This window comes from Streptomyces sp. NPDC088387, assembly GCF_044753385.1.
Lineage (GTDB): Bacteria > Actinomycetota > Actinomycetes > Streptomycetales > Streptomycetaceae > Streptomyces.
This window is the reverse complement of sequence record NZ_JBIVNC010000005.1, coordinates 250,264-273,662: the sequence shown is the minus strand read 5'-3', so window position 1 is coordinate 273,662 and position 23,399 is coordinate 250,264. Positions and strand designations below refer to the sequence as shown.

24 protein-coding genes are annotated in these 23,399 nt (G+C 71.0%); 12 read left to right on the top strand and 12 right to left on the bottom strand.

What is annotated here, in order from left to right; translation table 11 throughout:
- Nucleotides 1-3: 3 nt before the first annotated feature.
- A complete protein-coding gene (msrB, locus tag ACIQAC_RS15965; protein ID WP_402191235.1) occupies nt 4-411 on the top strand; it encodes a peptide-methionine (R)-S-oxide reductase MsrB in 408 nt (135 codons plus the stop codon).
- A gap of 114 nt (nt 412-525) precedes the next feature.
- On the opposite strand, the gene ACIQAC_RS15960 is transcribed toward msrB, so the two are convergent.
- The 9 genes from ACIQAC_RS15960 to ACIQAC_RS15920 form a co-directional block, all read right to left on the bottom strand.
- Entirely contained in the window at nt 526-1,869 is a 1,344-nt protein-coding gene (locus tag ACIQAC_RS15960; protein ID WP_402191233.1) for a flavin monoamine oxidase family protein, read from the bottom strand.
- A 98-nt stretch (nt 1,870-1,967) separates the two neighbouring features.
- Complete coding sequence (locus ACIQAC_RS15955) at nt 1,968-2,900, bottom strand: DUF1028 domain-containing protein (protein WP_402191231.1); 933 nt, start codon at nt 2,898-2,900, stop codon at nt 1,968-1,970.
- 34 nt (nt 2,901-2,934) lie between these two features.
- Nucleotides 2,935-3,321 carry an SCP2 sterol-binding domain-containing protein gene (locus ACIQAC_RS15950; protein ID WP_402191229.1) on the bottom strand — a complete coding sequence of 129 codons (387 nt, stop codon included), beginning with the start codon at nt 3,319-3,321 and terminating at the stop codon, nt 2,935-2,937.
- On the bottom strand, nt 3,293-5,683 hold the full coding sequence (locus ACIQAC_RS15945) for a xanthine dehydrogenase family protein molybdopterin-binding subunit (protein WP_402191227.1): 2,391 nt from the start codon (nt 5,681-5,683) through the stop codon (nt 3,293-3,295). Before ACIQAC_RS15945 ends, ACIQAC_RS15950 begins: the two co-directional genes overlap by 29 nt.
- The gene (locus tag ACIQAC_RS15940) at nt 5,680-6,180 is read right to left on the bottom strand and encodes a (2Fe-2S)-binding protein (protein WP_402191225.1); all 501 of its coding nucleotides are present in this window, start codon (nt 6,178-6,180) and stop codon (nt 5,680-5,682) included. The genes ACIQAC_RS15945 and ACIQAC_RS15940 overlap by 4 nt, the downstream gene beginning before the upstream one ends.
- Nucleotides 6,177-7,031: an FAD binding domain-containing protein gene (locus ACIQAC_RS15935; protein ID WP_402191223.1), complete on the bottom strand. Its 855-nt coding sequence runs from the start codon at nt 7,029-7,031 to the stop codon at nt 6,177-6,179. Before ACIQAC_RS15935 ends, ACIQAC_RS15940 begins: the two co-directional genes overlap by 4 nt.
- Nucleotides 7,032-7,035: 4 nt before the next feature.
- Nucleotides 7,036-7,839, bottom strand: a complete 804-nt coding sequence (locus ACIQAC_RS15930; protein ID WP_402191220.1) for an alpha/beta fold hydrolase — start codon at nt 7,837-7,839, stop codon at nt 7,036-7,038.
- 17 nt (nt 7,840-7,856) lie between these two features.
- A complete protein-coding gene (locus ACIQAC_RS15925; protein WP_402191218.1) occupies nt 7,857-8,297 on the bottom strand; it encodes a YybH family protein in 441 nt (146 codons plus the stop codon).
- A gap of 5 nt (nt 8,298-8,302) precedes the next feature.
- Nucleotides 8,303-9,403, bottom strand: a complete 1,101-nt coding sequence (locus tag ACIQAC_RS15920) for an LLM class flavin-dependent oxidoreductase (RefSeq protein ID WP_402191217.1) — start codon at nt 9,401-9,403, stop codon at nt 8,303-8,305.
- A gap of 153 nt (nt 9,404-9,556) precedes the next feature.
- Between ACIQAC_RS15920 and ACIQAC_RS15915 the strand changes: the two genes are divergently transcribed.
- From ACIQAC_RS15915 to ACIQAC_RS15900, 4 genes are all read left to right on the top strand, one after another.
- Nucleotides 9,557-10,189: a TetR/AcrR family transcriptional regulator gene (locus tag ACIQAC_RS15915; protein WP_402191758.1), complete on the top strand. Its 633-nt coding sequence runs from the start codon at nt 9,557-9,559 to the stop codon at nt 10,187-10,189.
- Between the two features lie 42 nt (nt 10,190-10,231).
- Nucleotides 10,232-11,461: an amidohydrolase family protein gene (locus ACIQAC_RS15910; protein WP_402191215.1), complete on the top strand. Its 1,230-nt coding sequence runs from the start codon at nt 10,232-10,234 to the stop codon at nt 11,459-11,461.
- Between the two features lie 315 nt (nt 11,462-11,776).
- Nucleotides 11,777-12,274, top strand: a complete 498-nt coding sequence (locus ACIQAC_RS15905) for a DUF2975 domain-containing protein (protein ID WP_402191213.1) — start codon at nt 11,777-11,779, stop codon at nt 12,272-12,274.
- Nucleotides 12,274-12,597 carry a helix-turn-helix domain-containing protein gene (locus tag ACIQAC_RS15900; RefSeq protein WP_402191211.1) on the top strand — a complete coding sequence of 108 codons (324 nt, stop codon included), beginning with the start codon at nt 12,274-12,276 and terminating at the stop codon, nt 12,595-12,597. The genes ACIQAC_RS15905 and ACIQAC_RS15900 overlap by 1 nt, the downstream gene beginning before the upstream one ends.
- Nucleotides 12,598-12,622: 25 nt before the next feature.
- On the opposite strand, the gene ACIQAC_RS15895 is transcribed toward ACIQAC_RS15900, so the two are convergent.
- Complete coding sequence (locus ACIQAC_RS15895) at nt 12,623-13,639, bottom strand: YbhN family protein (protein WP_402191208.1); 1,017 nt, start codon at nt 13,637-13,639, stop codon at nt 12,623-12,625.
- Between the two features lie 395 nt (nt 13,640-14,034).
- On the opposite strand from ACIQAC_RS15895, the gene ACIQAC_RS15890 reads away from it, so the two are divergent.
- Nucleotides 14,035-15,213: a PP2C family protein-serine/threonine phosphatase gene (locus tag ACIQAC_RS15890; protein ID WP_402191206.1), complete on the top strand. Its 1,179-nt coding sequence runs from the start codon at nt 14,035-14,037 to the stop codon at nt 15,211-15,213.
- A gap of 172 nt (nt 15,214-15,385) precedes the next feature.
- Here the strand turns inward: ACIQAC_RS15890 and ACIQAC_RS15885 are convergent, their stop codons facing one another.
- On the bottom strand, nt 15,386-16,888 hold the full coding sequence (locus tag ACIQAC_RS15885) for a sensor histidine kinase (protein ID WP_402191204.1): 1,503 nt from the start codon (nt 16,886-16,888) through the stop codon (nt 15,386-15,388).
- Entirely contained in the window at nt 16,885-17,574 is a 690-nt protein-coding gene (locus tag ACIQAC_RS15880) for a response regulator transcription factor (protein WP_402191203.1), read from the bottom strand. Before ACIQAC_RS15880 ends, ACIQAC_RS15885 begins: the two co-directional genes overlap by 4 nt.
- 152 nt (nt 17,575-17,726) lie before the next feature.
- Between ACIQAC_RS15880 and ACIQAC_RS15875 the strand changes: the two genes are divergently transcribed.
- The 6 genes from ACIQAC_RS15875 (at nt 17,727) to ACIQAC_RS15850 (ending at nt 23,370) form a co-directional block, all read left to right on the top strand.
- A complete protein-coding gene (locus ACIQAC_RS15875) occupies nt 17,727-19,064 on the top strand; it encodes a ferric reductase-like transmembrane domain-containing protein (RefSeq protein WP_402191201.1) in 1,338 nt (445 codons plus the stop codon).
- Nucleotides 19,065-19,124: 60 nt separating this feature from the next.
- Nucleotides 19,125-19,871, top strand: coding sequence for an FMN-binding protein (locus ACIQAC_RS15870; protein WP_402191199.1), 747 nt, complete (start codon nt 19,125-19,127; stop codon nt 19,869-19,871).
- Nucleotide 19,872: 1 nt separating this feature from the next.
- Entirely contained in the window at nt 19,873-20,595 is a 723-nt protein-coding gene (locus tag ACIQAC_RS15865) for an FAD:protein FMN transferase (RefSeq protein WP_402191196.1), read from the top strand.
- Nucleotides 20,596-20,822: 227 nt separating this feature from the next.
- Nucleotides 20,823-21,968 carry an ABC transporter ATP-binding protein gene (locus ACIQAC_RS15860; protein ID WP_402191194.1) on the top strand — a complete coding sequence of 382 codons (1,146 nt, stop codon included), beginning with the start codon at nt 20,823-20,825 and terminating at the stop codon, nt 21,966-21,968.
- Nucleotides 21,965-22,699: an ABC transporter permease gene (locus ACIQAC_RS15855; protein WP_402191193.1), complete on the top strand. Its 735-nt coding sequence runs from the start codon at nt 21,965-21,967 to the stop codon at nt 22,697-22,699. Before ACIQAC_RS15860 ends, ACIQAC_RS15855 begins: the two co-directional genes overlap by 4 nt.
- Nucleotides 22,696-23,370, top strand: a complete 675-nt coding sequence (locus ACIQAC_RS15850; protein ID WP_402191190.1) for an ABC transporter permease — start codon at nt 22,696-22,698, stop codon at nt 23,368-23,370. The genes ACIQAC_RS15855 and ACIQAC_RS15850 overlap by 4 nt, the downstream gene beginning before the upstream one ends.
- Nucleotides 23,371-23,399: the final 29 nt, after the last annotated feature.

Here is a 23,399-nt window from a genome sequence, read left to right as displayed (position 1 = left end):
GCCATGTCGTACGACGTCGAGAAGCCGGACGAGCAGTGGCGCGCGGAGCTGAACCCGGCGGAGTACGCGGTACTGCGCCAGGCGGCGACCGAGCCCGCGTTCACCGGTGAGTACACCGACACCAAGACCAAGGGCGTGTACGCGTGTCGCGCCTGCGGCGCCGAGCTGTTCACCTCCGAGACCAAGTTCGACTCCCACTGCGGGTGGCCGAGCTTCTTCGACCCGAAGGAGTCCGACGCCGTCGAGCTGATCGAGGACCGTACGCACGGCATGGTCCGCACGGAGGTGAGCTGCGCCCGCTGCGGCTCGCACCTCGGGCACGTGTTCGAGGGTGAGGGCTACGCGACCCCCACCGATCAGCGGTACTGCATCAACTCCGTTTCGCTGCGGCTGGATCCCGAGACGGACTGATCCCGTCCCCGGTGAGAAACCGACGGGGGTGGAGCCGCCGACCGTGGCCGGGGCGCATTTCGCCCGGGGCCCTGCCCCGATTCGGATGCGTCGGCCACGGTCGGACGGCGTGCTTCAGTCCCGCCCGGATCCGTCGCCCACGACATCGCGGACCTGGCGCGAGGCGCGCAGCCCGGACTCGATGGCACCGTCGATAAAGCCGCACCAGCCTTTCGCCACCTCCGAACAGGCGAACGCGACGCGGCCACCGCTCTCGGGTCGGCTGAGCTTCTCGTGGGGCTCGTACTTCAGGAACTGGCCACGCTGGAAGTACGGCCACGAACCGCGGGAGAACTCGTCGTCGAGGTCGTAGGTCGCCGACGCGACCTCGCCGACCTCGACATGCGGCAGCAGATCCTTGATTCCGGCACGCACCGACTCGTGATCGTGGGCGTCCTTCAGGGCCGGGGTGGGGAACACCTCGACGACCTGCTCGTCCCCCTCACGGCGGAAGGACGTCCAGATCAGACCGATGGGGTGGTCGCCACGTGAGACGACGTAGAGGTTCTTCGGCTCCCCGCGCAGTACCGCGATGAGCTTGTTCCCCTGCGGAGTCTGAAGTCCTTCGGTCGCCGCTGCCAGACGCGGTTCCGACAGGGCGGGCGTGAACTCGATGTGCGGCCACACTCCGGGCGGGGTGGCGACGACCACCGCCGACGCGGTGAACGCTTCCCCACCGGCGGTCGAGACGGTCACTCCGCTGTCGGTGGAGTCGACCTTGACGACCTTCTCCCCCAGGCGAACCTCCGAGCCGCCGTCGGCCAGAATGGCGTCGATCACGGACTTCGTGCCGTTCCGGAGCCGCCTTCCGTACAGCGCGTCCATCGCGTTGGCGGTCTCGTGCCCCGCATTGGCCCACACCCGCAGGAAGAACAGATAGCCGCCCTCTGCCGCCGGCCGTTGCGCCTCGGCCGAGATCCATCGGGACAGGTAGGCCTCGTCCGCGGAGTCCAGGCCCAACTGGTCCAGCCGGTCCTGGATGGACATCTTGTCGACGACACCCACGGCCTCGGGATTGGCCAGCGGGTTGTACGGGTCCGGGAACACGTCCCGCGACTGCGCGAAGTACTTGTCGAGCATCATGCGCTCCCGCTCGGGTATTCCCGCCGGGTCACTCCACTCGAGACCGTCGCCCACCGGCACCAGTACCTTCTCGGGGGTCAGAGCAGCGCCCAGCAGATCATCCTCCAGCCCGTAGCGCACGATCTCCGACCAGATGTGCGGCTGCGACCAGTACACATAGGTGCCGCCGAGATCGATCAGATCGCCGTTCGCCAGAGCCGATGTCCAGGTCCGTCCCCCGACTCGGGTCCGGCCCTCCAGGACAAGAGTGCGCAGACCACGGGTTGCGCATTCGCGGGCCGCCGTCGCACCGGCGAAGCCGGCGCCGACAACGATGACGTCATAGTCGTGGCTCATTCTTTTCTCCTTGCAGTTGGACAACCGTCCTTGCGGAAGATCCGCTTTCGTTGTGGTGCGGTTTCTGGGTTTTCCCGGTTCGCCGGTGGTCGGCCGGGCTATGAGCGGTCGAGCGGTTCGGCGGCCTGTACCTCGGCCGCGGTGAGGATTCCGGCGTCGGTCAGGCGACGGAACAAGGTGGGCAACCTGGGGTTGAGCCGGGCAGCGTGGTCGACGAACCGACGGGCCTGGGCTCCCTGTCCGGCGCGGGCGTGGACGACCGCCGCCCAGAACGACGCCTCCGGATTCCCGCCCAGCGCCTGATCCGCGCGCTCCAGCTGCGCTGCGGCGGCGGCGAACGCGTCGGCACCGCAGTCGGCCCGGTCGCCGAGCAGGACCCCGCGCGGATCGAAGACTGTTCGAGAGACGACGTCGAACGTGTCGTAGAGGTCGACCAGCCGGCCCAGCTCGGCCACCGGATCGGCGTGGTCGTCCACCCGCAGATCACGTACGACGTGGGCCCATGGAGTGTCGGTGGGGCCGGTGCCGACCACTCGGAGCGCAGCGGACTGCCGGCCTCGGATGTCGCCCCCGGCCTCCTCGCCGGCCGTCAGCGCCGCGACCAGTCGATGCGCGAGGTCGCCACCGGCGTCCTGATACGCCCTCAGCATCACGGCCGGGACCGACTCGTGTTCCAGGGTGTTGCCCAGCGCGACGGCGTGCGTCGCGGTGGCCACTCCGACCGCGGGCACGCACCGGGGACCCGTGTACGTGGCGATGCTGCCGGACGCGTCGACCACGCCGACTTGACGCAGTTCGGGAGTGTCGTCGTCGGCGAGCAGACTCTCCAGCACCGCGTCGGCGCTCTCGCCCACACGGAGCATCGCGAATCCGCGCGGCCCGTAGGACGGCTGCGCGAACGCCTGGGTGGCGATCACGCCGGTACCGGCCTCGGCCCAGGTGACGACCGCGCCGACACCCGGATAGTGCGAGGCGGAGGCAACGCCCATCTGGCGGGCGGCCGGGTCGAAGGCAAGCATCGAGAAGGTCATGGCCGCACCTCCGTCCATCGAGGAGGACACATGGTCAGAACTCGGTTTCGCTGAGCAGCCGGGCATTGTGCCTGCGGTACTGCGCGGTCTGGGTGATCGGCATCAGCGGGGCGAGCTTGGCGACGTTGCCGGTGACCTTGATCTGCCCGTTCATAAACGCGGTGGTCGGGGCCAGCTCTCCCCGCAACATCGCGATCGAGTCGTCGTACGTGCAGGACATGGTGCAGTCCGCGCTCGGATCGTCGCCGAGCTGCTGGGAGTCGACGCGTCCGTCTCGCACGTCGGCGACGTAGGAGATCTCCCCGCCACCGGGCGCGTCGAGGAGCCGATACCGTACGCGCGCGCAGGCACCGGGCCGTGGTGTGAAGGCCTGTTGCAGTTCGCGTTGCCGGTCAAGCCATTCCTGAGACGCGTATCTCATCGCAGCGCCCTTCCCTCGGGTCGTCGGCCGTGCTCGGAAAGTCATGGGCGGCGCTGTCCGGACGGTCGTCCAGTGCCGTGAGGATTCGCTCGGCGGTGATCGGCACCGAGTCGACGACGGAGCCGCCGTGGCCGAGCGCGTCGCGTATCGCGTTGGCGAGAACCGCCGTTGTCGGAATCACCCCGCTCTCTCCGACGCCCTTGGCGCCGTTGAGCGAGAACGGTGACGGTGTCTCCAGGTGCAGCAGCTCGACCGGTGGCACGTTCGCGGCGAGAGGGGGCGCGTAGTCGAAGATGGACTCGACCACGGGGCGTCCGTCGTCCAGGTAGGGCAGCTGCTCGTACAGCGCGGCGCCGATCCCCTGCGCCACGCCGCCCACGATCTGGGCGGCGACGGTGGCCGGGTTGAGCTGTGTGCCGCAGTCGTGCCCGAAGACGAGGCGCTGTATCCGCACCGCTCCGGTGCTGCGATCGATCTCCACGATCGCCGCGACCGTTCCGTAGGAGAACGCGAAGGAACGCGGGTCGTAGGTGTACGACGTCTCCAGCCCCGGCTCGCTGTCCGGGGGGAGATCGGTGGCCCGGTAGGCGGCGGCCGCGAGCTCCTGGACGCTCACCGTACGGCCGGACCGGTCCGTGAAACGCCCGTCGGCCGCGTGCAGCGCGTCGGGGCTTTCCGCGCCGAGCAGGTGCGCCGCCAGGACACGCAGCTTCGTATGCATCTGGCGTGCTGCCATCATGACCGCGGAGCCGGCGACTCCGGCACCACGGCTGCCGCCGCTGCCGTAGCCGGTGTACGGGCACGCCAGCGTGTCTCCGCAGACGAGCGAGACGCTCTCGACCGGCACCCCGATCTCCTCGGCGGCAACCCGGATGAGCGTGACGTCCAGTCCCTGCCCCATCGGCATCTGCCCGGTCAGTACGGTGACCTCGCCCGTGGGATGCATCCGGACGACTGCTCGGTCATGGCCCGGATTGTCGATCCCCATCATCGCCGTGGTCAGCGACGGCCCGAAGTTCGTGGCCTCCACGTAGCAGGCGACACCCACCCCGACGAGTCGGCCGTCGCGCCTCGCGGCGGCGGCCGCGCCGAGGGCACCCGGCCAGTCGATGTGCTCGGCGACGTCGTCGAGCAGCTCGCGGTAGCGACCGCTGTCCAGGCACATCATGGACGGTGTCCAGTGCGGTAGCTCATCGGGGTCCAGCAGGTTGCGCCGCCGGATCTCGACCGGGTCGAGGCCGAGGCGTCGTGCTCCCTCGTCGAGGGCACGCTCGATCGCGAACGTGGCCTCCGGCATCCCGAAACCGCGGTAGGCACCGATCGGGGTCTTGTTGGTGACGACCGCGACCAGCCCGGTGTACGCATCCGCGATGCGGTAGGGCCCGAACAGCATGGCCGCGGTGACGATGCCCGTCCCGAGCCCGACCATGTAAGGCGTCGCTCCGCAGTCCAGTACGACCTCGCCGCGCAGCCCGGTGATCGTGCCGTCGGACGCAAGGCCCAGTTCGAGCTCCACGGTTGCGCCGCGGCCGTGCACGGTGGCCACGAAGGCCTCCGCGCGGCTCTCGATCCAGCGCACCGGTCGCCGCAACCCACGAGCGGCGACGGCCACCAGGGTCTCCTCGACGGTGGCGCAGGCCTTGTTGCCGAACGCGCCGCCGACATCACCGCAGAGCACCCGCACCCGGAGCGGGGAAATCCGCAGGGTGTGTGCGAGCGAGGCGCGGACCAGATGCGGTGACTGCGTCGAAGTGGTCAGCGTGAGGCTCTGCCCGTCGCCGGTCCAGCTCGCGCGTACCCCGCGCGTCTCCAGCGGCATTCCGGCGACGCGGCCGCTGGTGTACTGACCGCGCACCACGACGGCCGCGGCGGCCAGCGCCTCCTCGACGTCGCCGGCCTCGAAACTGGTGCGTCCGTACACGTTGTCCGGCCAGTCGTCGTACAGGCGCGGCCCGTCCGGGTCGGGCTCGATGGCGGCCGGCAGTGGGTCGTAACGGACATCCACCAGCTCGGCGGCGTCCTCGGCGAGATAGCTGTCGTCGGCGACGACGGCCGCGATCGGTTCGCCGACATAGCGGACCCGGTCACCGGCCAGGCTCCAGGTCGGTGCGTCGGCCTGGAGCGGCGCGTTCCACAGCGAGGCCATCGGTGACGTGACCGATCGGACGTCGGCGCCGGTCAGCACCGCGTGAACGCCGGGCGCCGCGAGCGCCCGATCGACCGTCACCGAGATCCGGGCGTGCGGCCGGCGCGAGCGCACGACGACCAGGTGCAGATCGCCGACAGCCGGCTCGTCGGCCAGGAAGTGGCCGTCACCGGTGAGCAGCCGGGTCCGGCGTGCATCGCGGTCGGGGACGGTCATCGTGCCTCCCTTGTCACCCGAGCCGCGACGCAGGCCGTCGCGGCGGCCAGGATCGGCGCGTACCCGGTGCACCGGCACAGCGATGCCGCGAGCCGGTCGCGTACGTCCTCGGTGCTCGGTCGGGCCCCGGCGTCGACCTCGGTGAGCAGTTCCTCGATCAGGACCACGATGCCGGGGGTGCAGAAGCCGCACTGGAAGGCGCCGTACTCCAGCAGAGCGGCCTGCACCTCGGACAGTCCGGCGGCTTCGCCGAGCCCCTCGACCGTGGTCACCTCGGCGCCGTCGGCCTGCACCGCGAGGGTGAGGCACGAGCGGGCCGAGGCGCCGTCGACCAGAACGGTGCAACTGCCGCAGACCCCCTCACCGCAGCCGATGTGAGTCCCGGTGAGACCGGCGCGTTCCCGGAGGAAGTCGGCCAGGGCATACCGCGGTGCGACATCGGCGCTGAGCAGCCGCCCGTTGACGCGTACCTGGATCGAATGTGTCGTGGCGCTCACCGGATGTCCTCCCGCCACTGGCGCAGCAACCGCCCGAAGAGGCGAACGCTGAGCCGCTGCCGGTGCGCTGCGGTGGCGCGCGCGTCATCGGCGAACTGCACGGCCCGTCCGAGCGCGGTGGCCGCGGCGGCGATGGCGTCGTCGCTCGGATCGGCGGCGAGGGCCATGATCTCCGCCGGGGCGGCCAACGGACGCTGACCCGCGCCGCCGACCACCAGCCGCGGCTGGTTGTTCCGCCCCGCACGCACGGTCAGCGCCATGCTGACCAGTGGCCGGTCGCCCACACCGCGCAGCGACACCTGATCGAAGTAGCACAGCGTGCCGACGGCCGGGCGCTCGAAGGTCACCTTGGTGAGCAGTTCGTCGCGTCGCAGCGCGGTGCGGTAGGGCCCGCGGAAGAACTCCGTCGCCGGAATACGCCGCACACCGGAGCTCGACCTGGCGGTCAGCTCGCCGCCGAGAGCGACCAGGCACACGCCGAGCTGCGCCGCCGGGTCGGCATGGGCGAGGCTGCCGCATATGGTGCCGCGGTTGCGGGTGGGCACGGTGCCCACCAGTGGCAGCGCCCGGCGCAGCAACTCGTACCCGGCGAGTTCGGACGACCGTTCCAGCGTGCGCTGGGTGATGCCGGCCCCGACGTGCAGCCCCGCGGCGCTCGTCGACAGGTGCCGCAGCTGGGGGATCCCGGTGATGTCGATCAGCCGCCTCGGTCGCGCCTCGCGGCGGATGAGCGCGGGCAGCAGGCTCATTCCGCCGGCCAGCAGCCGGGTGCCGTCGAGATCGGCGGGCAGCTCGGCGCAGACCTGGGACACGCTGCTCGCCGCTGTGTAGCTGAAGTCGACCGGGTGCACCGTGTCAGCCTCCGATCGGGTAGGGGCGGCGCTCGACATCGGTGAGGTGCCGGTCGAGCAGCCGTGCGATCAGACCCGGATCCTCCAGATGCGCCATGTGGCCGCGGTCGGGCAGGACCGAATGCCGACCGTGCAGCGCCAGGGCAAGCGCCGCGCCGAGCTCGGGCGGACAGGTCCGGTCGTGCTCGCCGGTCAGCACCAGTGCCGCGACGCCGACCGCGGCGGCCGCCGCGGAGACGTCGGCGGTGAACGCGTCCCGCAGGATCGCCTCGACGGTCTCGACGTCGTTGCGAGCCGCCAGCCGGGCCGAGTCGCGCAGCAGCGTCTCGGCGGTGCCCGGGGCGAAACTGGCCGACGCGACCAGTTCGAAGAACGCCACCGGCCCCCGCCGGTTCAGCTCGCCGAGCAGTGCGTCGATGTCGGCGTGGCCGGCCACGCTCAACGCCCCGCCGATGACCGTGACCGAGCGTGGCAGCTCCGGGCGCTGCGCGGCGACGGTGACGGCGACGCCACCGCCGAACGAGGCGCCGGCCAGATGAGCCCGGGACAGGGCGAAGTGGTCGAGCACCGCCGCGACGTCGCGGGCGTAGGCCTCGGCACCGTAGTCACCCGGCCGACGGTCGGCGGCCCCCGCCGAATCGCCGTGCCCGCGAAGGTCGATCGCCAGTATCGGCCGGTCGGCGACGAGGTCGATCACCCCCGTCCACTGGCTCGCGGCGCCGTTGATGCCGTGGATCAGGACCAGCGGCGTGCCCGGGGACTCAAGTCCCTTACACAGGACGGAGATCGGGCCGGCCGCACCTGCCACGGCAGCTCGCCGCGGGTTCACCGCCCGCCCATCTGGTTGGGCACGTGCGTCGAGAAGTGCACGTGTGCCAGCAGCCAGGTCCCGTTGCGGCGCTGCCAGATCTCGGTGCCGCGCATCCCGGCGTTGAAGCTGCCGACGTTGCCGAAATCGGCCTGGTAGTGGTTGAGATAGGTCACCCAGGCCACGTCGCCGACGACCGTGACGCGCTCGTCGCGCAGGTCGGCGTTCATCGCTTCGCCGCCCATGATGGAGGCGAGCATGTCCCAGAGCTGAGTGATATGATCAATCCCGGTGTAGATCGATCCGTTGAGGTTGAACCAGATCAGCTCGTCCTGCCCGAGCACCGCGCGCTCTTGCAGGTGGCTGGAGTCCAAGGGGCCGTTGGCGTCCACGAACTCGCGGTGCAGCCGCAGTACTTCTCGGGTGTCCTCGTCGAGTGGTGTGCTGACATCGGTCATGTCGTTCAGCTCCGTTCGCTGCTCAGAGTGGAGGGGCGGGCGGCGGCCATGGCTCGGACGAGATCCGGTAGCGCCTGAGGTGGTCCGAACGGGGTGATCGCGACCTCGTCGACACCGGTGTCGGCGTAGCGGCGCAGCCCCTCGGACAGCCCTTCGGGCGGGCACACCAGGGCGATGGTGTCGATCACCTCGGGGGTGAACACCGGCACCGCGGCGAACGGCCCGCCGCTGGCGATGGCGGACGCGAGTGCTCCCTCCGGGATGGCCCCGTCGGCCAGGTACTCGGTTGTCGCCGGGTCGAACGTGGAGAGCAGGGCGGCAACCTGGTTGCGCGCTTTGGCCATGTCGTCGGTGATGAACGCGGCCACCACAGCCGTGATGCGGAACTCGTCGCGAGGGCGGCCGAGTTCGGCCAGGGCGGACTCCACCTTGGCGACCGTCTTGGCCAGGTACTGGCGCGAACTGCCGGCGCTCAGACACAGTCCGTCGGCATGCCGGACCGCGGCATCTATCATCCGTGGACGGATCGCCATGATGTCCAGCGGCGGCGCCGCGGCCAGCGGGTTGAGTTTGAACTGCGCGAACGCGTAGTCCGGTTGCTGCACGTTGAGGTCACCGCCGGCCAGCGCGGTGCGCAAGGACTGGTGCAGCGCGATGGTGTCGCGCACCGGTCGGCCCACCGACTTGCCCAACTTCGCGATCATGCCGGGGACGCCGGTGCCGACTGCCGCGCGAACCCGACCCGGAGCGATCTCGGCCAGCGACGCCAGTTCCATCGCCGCTATCCCGGGATGGCGGCCGGCGCTACAGACGCCCATCAGCGCCAGCTCCAAGTGCTCGGTCTCCCGTAGGTAGACCGTCGCCGGGACCACCGCGTCGCGGTTGCCGATGTGCTCGGCATACCAGATCCCGTCGAACCCGCTTTCGTCGGCGGCGTGAACCGCCGGCAGGTTAGCCAGAATCGAACCAAATCCAGTGAAAGCCAGGCTCAGCCGCATTGCGATACCCACCTTGTCATCACTTACGCCAAGGCCGCGCGCCCTGGCTTCCCCTTCGGTGAACGCCGGCGGTGGACCGTCGAAGGGGTGTAACACGATGTCACACATGGCATCACACATCTAGTTACACATCAAGTGGTACAGTTGGTTTGCGGCTGATCGACTTCCTCGGCCTGCGGGCGGGGAAAGCCGTTCACGCCCCCTTGGGCACTACGATCGGTCGGCACGAAGGACGACAATCCGGGAGGCGCCCGCGTGGCGATGCGAGAGGGCGAACTGAAGGGCCATCGCCGCGCCCAGCGGCGCGACGCACGGCGGCGGTTGCTGGACGCCGCGCACGGGCTGCTCGAACAGCGCGGCTGGAACGACATCTCGCTGGAGGACATCACCGAGGTCGCGCAGGTGGCCCGCACGGCGTTCTACCGGCACTTCGAGGACCGCCAGCACCTGCTGACCGCGATGCTCGACGATGTCGGCCTCGAACTGGGCCACGCCGCCGACACCTGGACCGCCGAATGGGACGGCAGCGTCGAGGAGCTGCGTCGCAGCCTGTCCGGACTGGTCGACATCTTCGTCGCGCACGGTCGGCTGCTCCAGGCCATTTCGGACACCGCGAGCCGCGACGCGGAGATCAGAGCGCTCTACGACGCGCTGGCCGACCGCCTGGTGACCGCGACCGCGGCCCGGATCGACAGGGACATCGCGACCGGGCACTGCCTCGTCCGCGCGGCTGAGTCGCTTGAGGTGGCACGTGCGCTGACCTGGATGAACGAGCGTTACCTGCTGGCCTCGTTCGGCCGTGCCCCGTTCTCCGACCCGGCCGCCGTCCTGAACGCGCTCACGACGATCTGGGTCAGCACGCTGTACGGATCATCCGCGGTCCGGGATCTGTGAGCGAGCCTGCGGTATGAGCGCCGACGAGGGAGGGCGATGAGCGTGCGGCTACTTGTTCGCGGGGGTGTTGTCCTCGATCCGCACGCCGGCCGTGCGAGCCAGGCCGACGTGGTCATCGAAGGGGAGCGCATCGTCGCCGTCGGCAGCGGTCTCGACGGCGACCAGGAACTCGATGCCACCGGATCGCTGGTCGTCCCAGGGTTCATCGACTGCCATGTGCACGTGACGGTGGACGAGATCGACCTGCTCCAACTGATCCAGGCACCGTTCTCGCTGCGCTTCTTCAAGGCGGTGCGCAACCTTGCCTCGACCCTGCACACGGGCGTGACCACCGCCCGCGACGCGGCCGGCGCCGATCTGGGCGTCAAGCAGGCCGTCGCCACCGGGCTCGTCCCCGGGCCGGACCTGCACATCGCCATCGGGATGCTCAGCCAGACCGGTGGCCATGCCGACGAGTGGATGGTGTCGGGCAGTTGCGTGCATGCACTGTGGCCGCCGCATCCGGGAGCACCCGCGACGGTCGTCGACGGCGTTGACGAGATCCGGCGCACCGTCCGCGAGTTGATCCGGGCGGGAGCCGACGTGATCAAGGTCGCCACCACGGGCGGAGTCATCAGCCCGCGCAGCAATCCGAGTAGTGCACACTTCCGCGACGACGAACTCGCCGCAATGATCGCCGAAGCCACTGCGGCCGGACTGTCGGTGATGGCCCACGCACAGGGCACCGAGGGCGTGAAGAACGCGGTCCGCGCCGGGGTCCGCTCGATCGAACACGGCGTCTTCCTCGACGAGGAGGCCGTCACGATGATGGTCGAGCGAGGTACCTGGCTGGTGCCGACCCTGTCCGCTCCCCAGAAACTGCTCCGACAGGCGGCGAGCGGCACGGTGCTGACCGAGGCGACCCGGCGCAAGGTCACCGACGTGGTCGCGGCCCACCAGGATTCACTGCGACTCGCCCGCGATGCCGGTGTGCGTATCGCCATGGGATCCGACGCCGGCATCGCGCCCCACGGCGAGAACCTGAAGGAGCTCGAATTCATGGGCGAGCAGGGACTCTCCCCGGCCGAGGCGTTTCGCGCCGCCACCAGCTCCGCCGCCGAGCTGCTGGGCGCGGCCGACGAGATCGGCGAGGTCGCACCGGGCAAACTCGCCAACCTCGTGCTGCTCAGAGGCACCGACGTCACCGTGCGCGATCTCGACTCCAGGGTGCGCACCGTGGTCCAGCGAGGAGCGATCGTGCGGCGTGACGTGTTGGCGTCCGACGAGGCGTGAGGCCGCACGGGGGTTCCGTGAAGCCGCGATGGGAATCAGGAAACCCGCCCGTACCCGCACGGCCTCGACCCCCTCTAGGGTGGTCGCCGTGACGCCCAGGCGCTGATGCTGTTCACCGACGGGCTCGTCGAGCACCGCGGCGAGGACATCGACGCCTCGCTCGGCCGTCTCACCGGTCTCACCTCCCGCCCGCAGCGCTGAGCGCGTACGGTCACTCGGCTCGTCGCCCTCCTTCCATGTCGTGGAAGGTCTTCGCTTGCCTTCGGCTATCGTTTTTCGATAGGTTTCCATCGTTGATCGAGAGAGGGAGGTGTGATGGCGGAGATGACCGTGCGCGCGTTGCGCGCTGTGATCGCGGTGCTGCTCGCCGGGTCCGTTTTCTTCCAGGTCCTTGTGGTGACGCTGCTGTTCGTAGACCCGGAGGAGGGTGGCGAACTCGCCGGCTACCAGCGGGTCTTCGGTGTGGTGATCGTCGTACTGGGGTTCGTGGCGGCCGAGGCGGTGCTGCTCTGTGTGTGGAAGCTGGTGACGATGGCCCGGCGCGGCACGGTGTTCTCCGACGCCGCCTTCCGGTACGTCGACATCGTGGTCGTCGCCTTCGTCGCGGCCGCCGTGCTGGTGCTGGCGCTCGGGACCGTTCTGGCACCCGGCGAGGCCGTGGCGCCCGGACTGATCCTGCTGGCCGGCGGGTTCGCCCTGGCCGTACTGGGCGTGGGGCTCATCGTGCTCGTACTGCGGACGCTGCTCGCGCAGGCGGTCGCGCGGGAGATCGAGGCGGCGCGGATGCGGACCGAGCTCGAAGGGGTGATCTGATGCCGATCGCCGTCGACATCGACGTACTGCTGGCCAAGCGGAAGATGTCGGTGGGGGAGCTCGCCGAGCGCGTCGGGATCACGCCCGCCAACCTGGCGGTGCTCAAGAACGGCCGCGCCAAGGCGGTCCGGTTCTCGACGCTCGCCGCGCTCTGCGAGGTGCTCGACTGCCAGCCCGGGGATCTGCTGCGCTGGGAGGCCGAGGCCGAGGCCGAGGCGGAGGCCGAGGCGGAGGCGGAGGCGGACGCGGACGCGGGGGAGGTGGAGGGGGCTGGTGGTGCTTCCGCCGGTGACGCCCTCGCCGGGGGTGCCTCCGCCCGGTGAGGCGCCGCCCGCGATGCCGGCCCCCTCAGAGCACCTTGCGCTGTACCAGTGCCGACAGCACCAGTGCGCCCGGCAGCAGCGGTACCCAGATCGTCAGGACGCGGTAGCCGATGATCGTGGCGGTGGCCAGGCCCACGGGGGCGCCGAAGGCGCTCATCGTGAAGACCATCGCCGCGTCCACCGGACCGATGCCACCCGGAGCGGGCACCGCGCCCACCGCCGTACTGGCGATGAGCAGCGCGAAGACCACCTGCGCCCAGGACAGCGGCAGCCCCAGCGCGAAGCCGACCGTGGCGATCACACTGCCCTGGAGCAGAGGTGTGGCCGCGGCGCCGATCCACAGCGGCAGATAGCGGCTGGGGCGGGTGTGCAGGACCCGCGCGTCGGTCAGGGCCGTCCTGAGGAAGCCGGTCAGCGGGCGCCGCAGCGGGCGTACGACGGCCACCAGGACGGTCGTGGTCGCGAGGGCCGCCGCGACACCGCCCGCGATCAGGAGCAGGGTCCAGGAGTCCGGCATCAGCGCGCCGAGGTGCAGCATGCCGGGGAAGGCCACCAGGAAGAACAGCAGCACGATGGTCTTCGCCACCGGCTTGACCAGCGAGTACAGCGCGAGCGACGCCGTGCCGCGGGCCAGCGGTATGCCCTGGCTCTGGAGGAACCGCAGGGTGACGGCGTGCGCGCCGATACTCGCGGGCAGTACATGGTTGGCGGTGCCGGCGGCGACCTGTGACGCGAGCAGCAGGCCCGGCGGCAGCCGCTCGGGGATGGCGCCCTGCCGGACACAGGCGGCGGCCACCCATCCGGTGCAGGTGAAGAACGCGGCGACCAGCAGCCACCACGGGTCGGCCGAGGCCAGCCGGGCGGCGCCGTCGGACACGGAGTGCCGGTCGACCACCGCCCAGCCGCCGATCAGCAGCAGCGGCAGCAGACTGATCGCCAGCCGGACCGCCCGGGCGGCGGCGGGCGAGCGCACAGGGGCGGCGGGGGCGGGTGCGGCGGTGGGGAGCGGCCTGGGCAGGCCTTCGAGCGGCATGAGCGTCACGGCGTACGACGTCCTTCCGCGTCACGCCCGAGCGGTGCGCGGGACGGACGGATGCAAGGCGAGCGGCGAGGTGGGGAGCGGCACCTGGGTGGGGAGCCACCCGAAACGTTCCCGCTCGGCGTGACGGAATGGTGTCCGGCAGCCGACGAAGCGCGGGCGGATGGGCGACGCCACCCGTGGAAGGCCGTTCGTCCCAAGGATTCAGTGCGTTCTCTGTGACGATTTGCCACCCTTTATGGGTGATCAGTGTCTCGCGTTGGCTCCGCTCGGTCGGAAGACCCTCGCCCGCCGACTCCAGGGGACGTGACGGCGGGCGTGACGGCAGTCGTGATGGCGGGCGTGATGGCGGGCGTGACGGTGGGCCCCGCGCGGCGGCCGCCAGGGCGGGCGGTCCGGTGGGCCGCGGCAGGCTCGCCGCCCTGCGGGCCGTCGTCGCCGGGATCGGCACCACCCTGGACGAGCGGACGACGTGCGAGGAGCTGACCCGGGGCGCCGCCGGACACCTCGGCTGCACCGCGGCCGTGGTCCGCGTACCCCCGGACCGCGGCAGCGCGGCCTACGGCGCCGTCAGCGGCGACCCCACCGTCCTGCCCGACATGCGGTGGGCCGTCGCCATGGCGCACGGCACGAACGTCCCCGGCGCGATCTGGGCGGGCGCCCGGCCCGCACTGAGCCTGCCGCTGGCCACCGGCGAGCACAGCTTCGGCGTCCTCGTCTGCGCCCGCACCGGCGCGCCCTTCACCCGGCACGAGACGGATACCCTCGCCTTTCTCGCCGAACGGGCCGCCTCCCACATCCGGCACGCGCGCGAGCACCACCGGGTCAGCCGGATCGTCGGTGACCTCCAGCGCGCCCTGCTCGCCGAACCCGGCCGGCCGCACCCCAACCTGGACGTCGCCATCCGCTATCTCCCGGTCGGGCAGCGGGCCCTGGTCGGCGGGGACTGGTGCGAGACCGTACGGCTCCACTTCGGCCGCACGCTGCTCGTCGTCGGCGACGTCATGGGGCACGGTGTGGAGGCCGCCGTCGACATGACCGCGTACCGGCAGTCCCTGCGGTACATCGCCTCCGCCGACCTGCCGCCGCACCGGGTGCTGCGGCAGCTGGACGACATCGCGTCCGGCGAGGCGGACCGCAGGCCCGCCACGTGCCTCATCGCGCGCGTGGACCCGGTCCGGCAGCAGATCACGCTGGCCAGCGCCGGGCATCTGCCGCCCGCCGTCATCGGCGGTGACGGGCGCACCAGTCTGCTGCCGGTGCCGGTCGGGCCGCCGCTGGGGACCGGATTCGGGGGGTACGAGGCCGTCACGTACCGGCTCGATCCGGCTCGCACCCTGCTGCTGTTCACCGACGGGCTCGTCGAGCACCGTGGGGAGGACATCGATGCCTCGCTGCAACGGCTTGCCGACGTGCGGTTCAGTGGTGCGGAGGGGGTTGAGGCCGTACTCGACACGGTGCTGGCGCGGCTAGACGCGCGGCATGCGGAGGACGACGTGGCCGTCCTTGCCGCGAGCCTGCATCATCCGGCTCCGGGGGCGGAGGAACACGGGGCCGGGGGTCGGGACATGCCCTGAACCACGGTCCCGCACGCCGGCGGGTTTCACCCTGGTCACTCCGTACTCGGGCGTGGGTTCCCGGGCGCCCCGGCGCCACGGCAGGACCTGACCTGACCTGACGGCATGTCTCCGGACCTCTTCGCGGGCATTTCCGTCAGGAGACCTACCCGAACGGTGTGCGCAAGGCGATCTACCGCGACCCCGACGGCAACGAGATCGGCTTCGGCGGCGGCCCCGTCCGACCGCCGTCCGACGAGTCCCCGAGCGGCAGCCGGACCGTGAACACCGTCTCGCCCGGCACACTCGTCAGCTCGATCGAGCCACCGTGGGCGCGGGCCAGCGACCCGGCGACCGACAGACCCAGACCGCTGCCACCGCGGTCCCGGCTGCGTGCCTTGTCGACCCGGTAGAAGCGGTCGAAGACCTTCTCCCGGTCCGCGGCCGGGATACCGGGCCCGCTGTCGGCCACCCGGACCAGGGCCTCGCCGGCGGTCAGCGTCACTGACAACGACACCTCCGTGCCGGGCGGTGTGTGCACGGCCGCGTTGGCGAGCAGATTGTCGAGCACCTGCCGCAGCCGCTGCGCGTCCAGCGACAGCCACACCCGCTCGGGGCCCGGCGCCACCGTCAGCGGATGGCGCGGGCGGCTCGCCCGGAACGCGTCCGCGGCCTGCTGCACCAGCTCCACCAGATCGGTCCGTTCGAGCCGCAGCGGCGCCTCCACCTCCGCCGCGTCCAGCCGCGCCAGCAGCAGCAGATCGTCCAGGAGCACACCCATCCGGGCCGCCTCGGCGCGCAGCCGGGACAGATGCCGGTCGCGTTCCCCGGGCTCGTTGGCCGCCGCGTACTGGAACAGGTCCGCATACCCCCGGACCGACATCAGCGGGGTGCGCAGCTCGTGCGAGGCGTCCGCGACGAACCGGCGCAGCCGCTGCTCGGCCTCCGCGCGCACCCCCAGCGAGTCGTCGATGTGCTCCAGCATCGTGTTGAACGCCGTCCGCAGCTCCTCGACCTCGGGGCCGCCGCCCCGCCGGTCGGCGCGCAGCGGCAGCCGGGCCGCCGACTCGGTCAGATTGTGCGAGGCGATGCCGTGCGCGGTGGTCGCCATGTCGCTCAGCGGCTTCAGCCCGCGCCGCAGCATCCGCCGCCCGAACACCACCAGCGCGAGCAGGGCCACCGCGAACGCGACGACCTGCACCGCGATCAGCCGCCCCACGGTCCGCTCGATGTCCTTCATGGGGGCGGCCGTCACCAGCACCACGCCGGGTTTGATCTCGCAGGCCCGCAGTTGGTACAGGCCCTTGCCGTCGAGGTAGGTCGTCCGCGCCAGGTCGTCCGTGGCGTTGCGCATCTTCTCCGCGAGCGCCGTGAACGGCGAGGAGTCGTCCGGCAACTGGGCCGGCAGCCTCAGCTCGGGATCGGCGCCGTGCACGTCGTACACGGCCTGGTACCAGCCGTAGTACGACTGCTCCAGCACGTAGCCGTGCTCCTCGGCGTCCTCCGACTGCACGACCTGCGCCTGCCGCATCTGGTCGACGAGCTGGCGCTCCAGATAGTCCCGCATATAGGTGGTCAGGGCCGTGCCGACCACCGCGAACACCACCAGCGACAGCACACCCAGGCCCAGCGCGAGCCGGGTGCCCAGGCGCAGCCTGCCGTACGTCTGCCGCAGCCGGCCCGGCGACCCCTTCACTCGGCCGCCTGCCGGATCACGTACCCGAAGCCACGTACCGTCTGGATCAGCGGATCACCGGTGTCGGCGAGCTTGCGGCGCAGCCGGCTGACGACCAGCTCCACCACGTTGGAGCGCCCGCCGAAGCCGTACTCCCACACGTGGTCCAGGATCTGTGCCTTGGTGAGCACGGTCGGGGAGCGGCGCATCAGATAGCGCAGCACCTCGTACTCGGTCGGCGTCAGCGTCAGCAGCTTCTCGCCGCGGTGCACCTCGCGGGTGTCCTCGTCCATGGTGAGATCGCCGACCTGGAGCACCGAACGCTGGAAACCCGGTCCGGCGCTGCGCCGCAGCACCGTCCGCAGCCGCGCCATCAGCTCCTCCACCGCGAACGGCTTGACCAGATAGTCGTCACCGCCCCGGGTCAGCCCCGCCACCCGGTCCGACACACCGTCCCGGGCCGTCAGGAACACCACGGGCACCATCGTCCCCGAACGCCGCAGCCGGTCCAGCACACCGAAGCCGTCCACGTCCGGCAGCATCAGGTCGAGGACCACGATGTCCGGCTGGAACTCCGCGGCGAGCCGCAGGGCGTCCTCGCCGCAGTTCGCCGTGACGGCGTCCCAGCCCTCGTACCTGGCGACGGTCGCGACGAGATCGGCGATGGGCGGGTCGTCGTCCACGACCAGCACTCGAACTTTGTCCACCCGTCCATACTGCGCCACGCGGCCACGGGCGCCAGACCCCGTTCGCCCCGCGGACCCGATCGATAACCACTTGAAAGTGGTCCGACAGGGGATCGACAGCTCCGGCCCGTCAAGCTCTGGGTACCGAGGCCCCGAGCGAGAGGTTGCCGTCCGTGACGACCGTCCAGTCGCATCCCACCCCCACCGTGGGGATACGACCGAAAGTTGTGGCCCGCACCAGCCTGTACGCCCTGCTCGCCGCGAACGCGGCCATCGTGGCGTACTTCTTCCTACAGGCCGGATTCGCCTCCAACGCCCTGATCGTGATCGGCCGCCTGGCCGGTCTCTACGGCGCCCTGCTGATGGCCTTCCAGCTGCTGCTGGTGGCCCGGCTGCCCTGGCTCGACCGCCGGATCGGCATGGACCGGCTCACCTCCTGGCACCGCTGGACCGGCTTCGCCCTGCTGTGGACGCTGCTGGCGCACGCCGTCTTCATCGTCTTCGGGTACGCCGACTCCTCCGGCCTCGACCCGGTCAACCAGCTCGTCGACCTCGCCGAGACCGTCGAGGGTGTGCTCCGCGCGATCGTGGCGTTCGCCCTGATCATCCTGGTCGGGGTGGTCTCCGCCCGCTGGGCGCGGCGCCGGCTCGCCTACGAGACCTGGCACTTCATCCACCTCTACACCTACCTCGCCGTGGTGCTGGCCTTCACCCACCAGGTCGCGGCCGGCACCACCTTCGCCTCCTCGTCCGTGGCGACGGCGTACTGGTACCTGCTGTGGGGCGGCGCGCTCGGCGCGGTCGTCGTCGGCCGGCTCGTCCTGCCGCTGTGGCGGAACTGGCGCCACCACCTCGTCGTCTCCGCCGTGGTGCCCGAGTCCGACAACGTCGTCTCCGTGTACATCACCGGGCGCGACCTGGACCGGCTGCCCGCCCGCGCCGGACAGTTCTTCCTGTGGCGGTTCATGACCCGCGACCGCTGGTGGCAGGCCAACCCGTTCTCCCTGTCGGCCGCGCCCGACGGCCGCACGCTGCGGCTGACCGCCAAGGCGGCCGGCGCCGGCAGCTCCGGCCTGCGCCATCTCAAGCCCGGCACACGGGTGTTCGCCGAGGGCCCCTACGGCGCCTTCACCACCATGCACCGCACGCGGCCGGACGCCGTGCTCATCGCGGGCGGCGTCGGTGTCACCCCGGTCCGCGCGCTGCTGGAGGAACTGCACGGCCACGCCGTGGTGCTGTACCGCGTCGCCACCGACCGGGACGCCGTCCTCTACCACGAGCTGCGCGACCTGGCCCTGGCCCGGGGCGCCGAACTGCGTCTGATCACCGGCCCGGCACAGCCCGACCGCCTCGCCGCGTCCGAACTGACCCGCCTGGTGCCGGACATCGCCGACCGGGACGTGTACGTGTGCGGCCCGCCCGGCATGACCACCGCCGTCCTCGGCACGCTGCGTGAACTGGGTGTCCCCAAGCAGCAGATCCACTTCGAGCGCTTCAGCCTCGCGGGCTGACTCCGCAGCCGGAAGCCGGAAGCCGGAAGCCAAGGACCCCAGGAAGAACAGGAAGCCACAGTGAAGCGAGTACTGCCCGTCCTGGCCCTGACCGTCGCGGGCCTGATACCGGTCTGGCGCTACGCGCCCTCCGACGGCGGCACGACCACCACCGAGGCGGCACAGCCCGTCCCCGCACCGGCCTCGTCCGGAGGGACGGGCGCCGGTCAGACCGTCTTCGCGGGCCCCACGATCGACACCGAGAAGGGTCCCGTACAGGTCGAGGTGACGTTCGAGGGCGACGAGATCACCGCCGTACGGATGTTGCAGCAGCCGAACCACCCGCAGACGACCGCCGCCGTACCGAAGCTGGTCGAGAGCACCCTTGAGGCGCAGAGCGCGGACATCGACACCGTCTCCGGGGCCACCATCACCAGCGACGCCTACAAGGAGTCGCTCCAGGCCGCGATCGACGCCGAGGGCGCCGCCGCCGACGGGAACAACTCTACGACCACACCCTCGGACTCCTCGGACTCCTCGGGTTCCTCCGAGCCGGCCGAGCCGGTCAGCCAGGTCGTCGCCGGTTCCGCGCTGGACACCGAGAAGGGCCCCGTGCAGGTCGAGGTGACGTTCGAGGGCGACGAGATCACCGCCGTACGGATGTTGCAGCAGCCGAACCACCCGCAGACGATCGCCGCCGTACCGCAGTTGATCGAGGGAACCCTTGAGGCGCAGAGCGCGGACATCGACACCGTCTCCGGGGCGACCATCACCAGCGAGGCCTACAAGGTGTCCCTCCAGGCCGCGATCGACGCGAAGGGCGCCTGACATGCACCGGGTCGAACACGTCATGGGCTTCCCCGTCTCGCTGCGCATCGACGACGACCACGTCCCCGACGGTGTCGCCGACGCGGTCTTCGCCTGGCTGCGCGAGGTCGACGAACGGTTCAGCCCGTTCAAGGCGCACAGCGAGGTCAGCAGACTCGACCGCGGTGACATCGGCGCCGACGGGATCAGCGACGACCTCGCCGAGGTGCTGGACCTGTGCGAGCGGTACCGGGCCGAGACCGCCGGCGCCTTCGACGTACGGCTGCCCGGCCGCGGCCTCGACCCGTGTGCCGTCGTCAAGGGCTGGTCGGTGCAGCGGGCGGCCCGGCTGCTCACCGAGGCCGGCGTACGGAGGTTCTGCCTGAACGCCGGCGGTGACGTGGTCGCCGCCGGCGGGCCCTGGCGGGTCGGCGTCCGCCACCCCGAACGCGCCGACCGCGTCTGTGTGGTGCTGGAGATCACCGACGGGGCGGTCGCGACGTCCGCGCGGTACGAGCGCGGCGACCACATCGTCGACGGCCGCACCGGCCGCCCCGCCACCGGCCTGCTCAGCCTCACCGTCGTCGCGCCCACCCTGACCGAGGCCGACGCCACCGCGACGGCTGCGTTCGCCCTGGGCGCGGACGGGATCGCCTGGGCGGCGGCCCGGGCCGGCTGCGAGGTGTTCGCGGTGGACGGTGAACGGCGGGTGCGCAGCACCGAGGGCCTGCCCGTGGCGGCGTAGGACGGCCGGTTTCCGGAGCCGGCATCGGGGGCCGGCATCGGGGGCCGCTTCGGGGGTAGGCGGCGACTGGCCGGATTCGGAGGGTTCACGCCGGTGCGGAAAGCTCCCGCACCCGCCAAATTTCCGCAACACAACCGGTCTAGACTCTCTCCGCGACGGCCCGAGGACCGCACACGATGTGCGTGTACGCGGTCAGCAACTGCCAACCCCGAAGGGCATTCGGCGCTTTGATACGGATAGATTCAGTCACCAAGCGGTATCCGGACGGCACGGTGGCGGTCGACCGGCTCTCCCTGGAGATACCGGACCGCTCGATAACCGTCCTGGTCGGGCCGTCGGGCTGCGGCAAGACGACGACCCTGCGGATGATCAACCGGATGGTCGAGCCCAGCGACGGCAGGATCCTGCTGGACGATGTCGACGTCACCAAGCAGCCGGTGAACACCCTGCGCCGGTCCATGGGGTACGTCATCCAGAACGCCGGCCTCTTCCAGCACCGCACGATCGTCGACAACATCGCGACCGTGCCCCGCATGCTCGGCTGGGGCAAGGACAAGGCACGGGCCCGCGCCCGGGAGCTGATGGAGCGCGTGGGCCTCGACGGCGCACTCGCCAAGCGCTACCCCTACCAGCTCTCCGGCGGCCAGCAGCAGCGCGTCGGGGTCGCCAGGGCGCTCGCCGCCGACCCGCCGGTCCTGCTGATGGACGAGCCGTTCTCGGCGGTCGACCCCATCGTCCGCAAAGGGCTCCAGGACGAACTCCTCAGGATCCAGGAGGAGTTGGGCAAGACGATCGTCTTCGTCACGCACGACATCGACGAGGCCGTCAAGATCGGCACCATGGTCGCCGTACTGCGCACCGGCGGCCGCCTCGCCCAGTTCGCGCCCCCCGCCGAACTGCTCTCCAGCCCCGCCGACGACTTCGTCGAGGACTTCCTGGGCGCCGACCGCGGTGTACGCCGGCTCTCCTTCTTCCCGTCCGCCGGGCTGAAGCTGCTCAACACCCCCATCGTCGCCGTCGACGCCACCGCCGAGCAGATCGCCGCCCGCCGGGCCGACGACGTGCCCTACCTCCTCGTCACCGACCTGGACGGCAGACCGCTCGGCTGGAGCGAGGCCGCCGACCTCAAGGCCGGCGACATCCGCCCCGAGCGGCTGCTGCCGTACGGGCACCCCTTCCACCCCGCCGAGGACTCGCTGCGCGCCGCGCTGGACGCCGCCGTGCTCTCGCCGACCGGCTGGGCCGTCGCCGTGGACGCCGAGGGACGCGCCCGCGGGATCGTCTCGCAGGCCACCATCGGCGAGGCGATCCGCGGCGCCCACGCCAAGAGCGCCCGGGACGACAGCCCCCGTACGGAGAAAGCGGCGCGATGAGCGAGTTCTTCGACATGCCGAGCGACCTCCAGAGCAGCTACTGGGGTCTGATCGGACTGCATCTGCGCGAGGCGATGATCCCGGTCCTGGTCGGGCTCCTCGTGGCGCTGCCCATCGCCCAGCTCTGTGTCCGGGTGCGCTGGCTGTACCCGCCCGTGCTGTGGGTGACGACCATCCTCTACGCCATCCCCTCGCTGGCCTTCTTCGTCGTCCTCATCGACTACACCGGCCTCAGCGAGACCACGGTGATGATCCCGCTGGCCGTCTACAGCCTGGTGGTGTTCGTCCCGGCGATCGTCGACGGTGTCCGCTCGGTGCCCCGCGAGACCCTGGACGCCGCCGTCGCCATGGGCTTCGGCCCGATCCGGCGCTACCTCCAGGTCCAGCTGCCGATCGCCGCACCCGCCATCATCGCCGGACTGCGCGTCGCGTCGGTGTCGAGCATCTCGCTCGTCAGTGTCGGCATGCTGATCGGCAACCAGGGCGCGCTCGGCAACCTGCTCAACAGCGGCATGATCTACAACCAGCCGCGGCTGATCTGGCTCTCCGTCGTCGGCACCGCCGTGCTCGCCGTCCTCGTGGACGCCCTGCTGATCGGTCTGCGGCTGCTGGTGACGCCCTGGATGCCCCGCGGCGGCCGTACCAACCGGCCCGTCGTCTCCGAGGAACGTGCCGAGCCCCGCACCAGGAAGACACCGTCCGGTGCCGCTCTGGAGGACGCGCTGCGATGAACATCCTCCAGTACATCGACTCGTTCTTCAGCGACAGCGCCCAGTGGAACGGCTACGACGGCATCCCGACCCGCGTCCTGGAACACATCCAGTACACGCTGATGGCGCTCGGCATCGCCGCCGCCGTGGGACTCCCGGTCGGTCTGGTCACCGGGCACACCGGACGCGGCGGCAACATCCTCGCGCTCATCGCCACCGCCGGGCGCGCACTGCCCAGCTTCGGCCTGATGGTGCTGATGTTCGTGCTGCTCGGCCTGGGTCTCGCCCCGGTGATGATCCCGCTGGTGGTCCTCGCGATCCCGCCGATCCTCGTCACCACCTACGAGGCCGTCCGCTCGGTGGATCCCGCGCCGGTGGACGCAGCCCGCGGTATGGGCATGGCCGAACCGGCCATCCTGTTCCGGGTGGAGGTGCCGGTCGCGCTGCCCCTGATCTTCAGCGGCCTGCGCTCGGCGGCCATCCAGATCGTCTCCACCGCCACGATCGCCGCGTACGTCAGCTTCGGCGGCCTCGGCCGCTACATCGTCGACGGCCTCTACCAGCGCAACTACGAGAAGGTCGTGGGCGGCGCGACCCTGGTCGCCGTGATGGCGCTGGCGACACTGGGCCTGTTCTGGGCGATCGGCCGGGCCACGGTCTCGCGGGGCGTCCGCCGGTCGGGCACCGCGTAGCCGGGCACGGGAGGGCGGGGCCGCGGCAC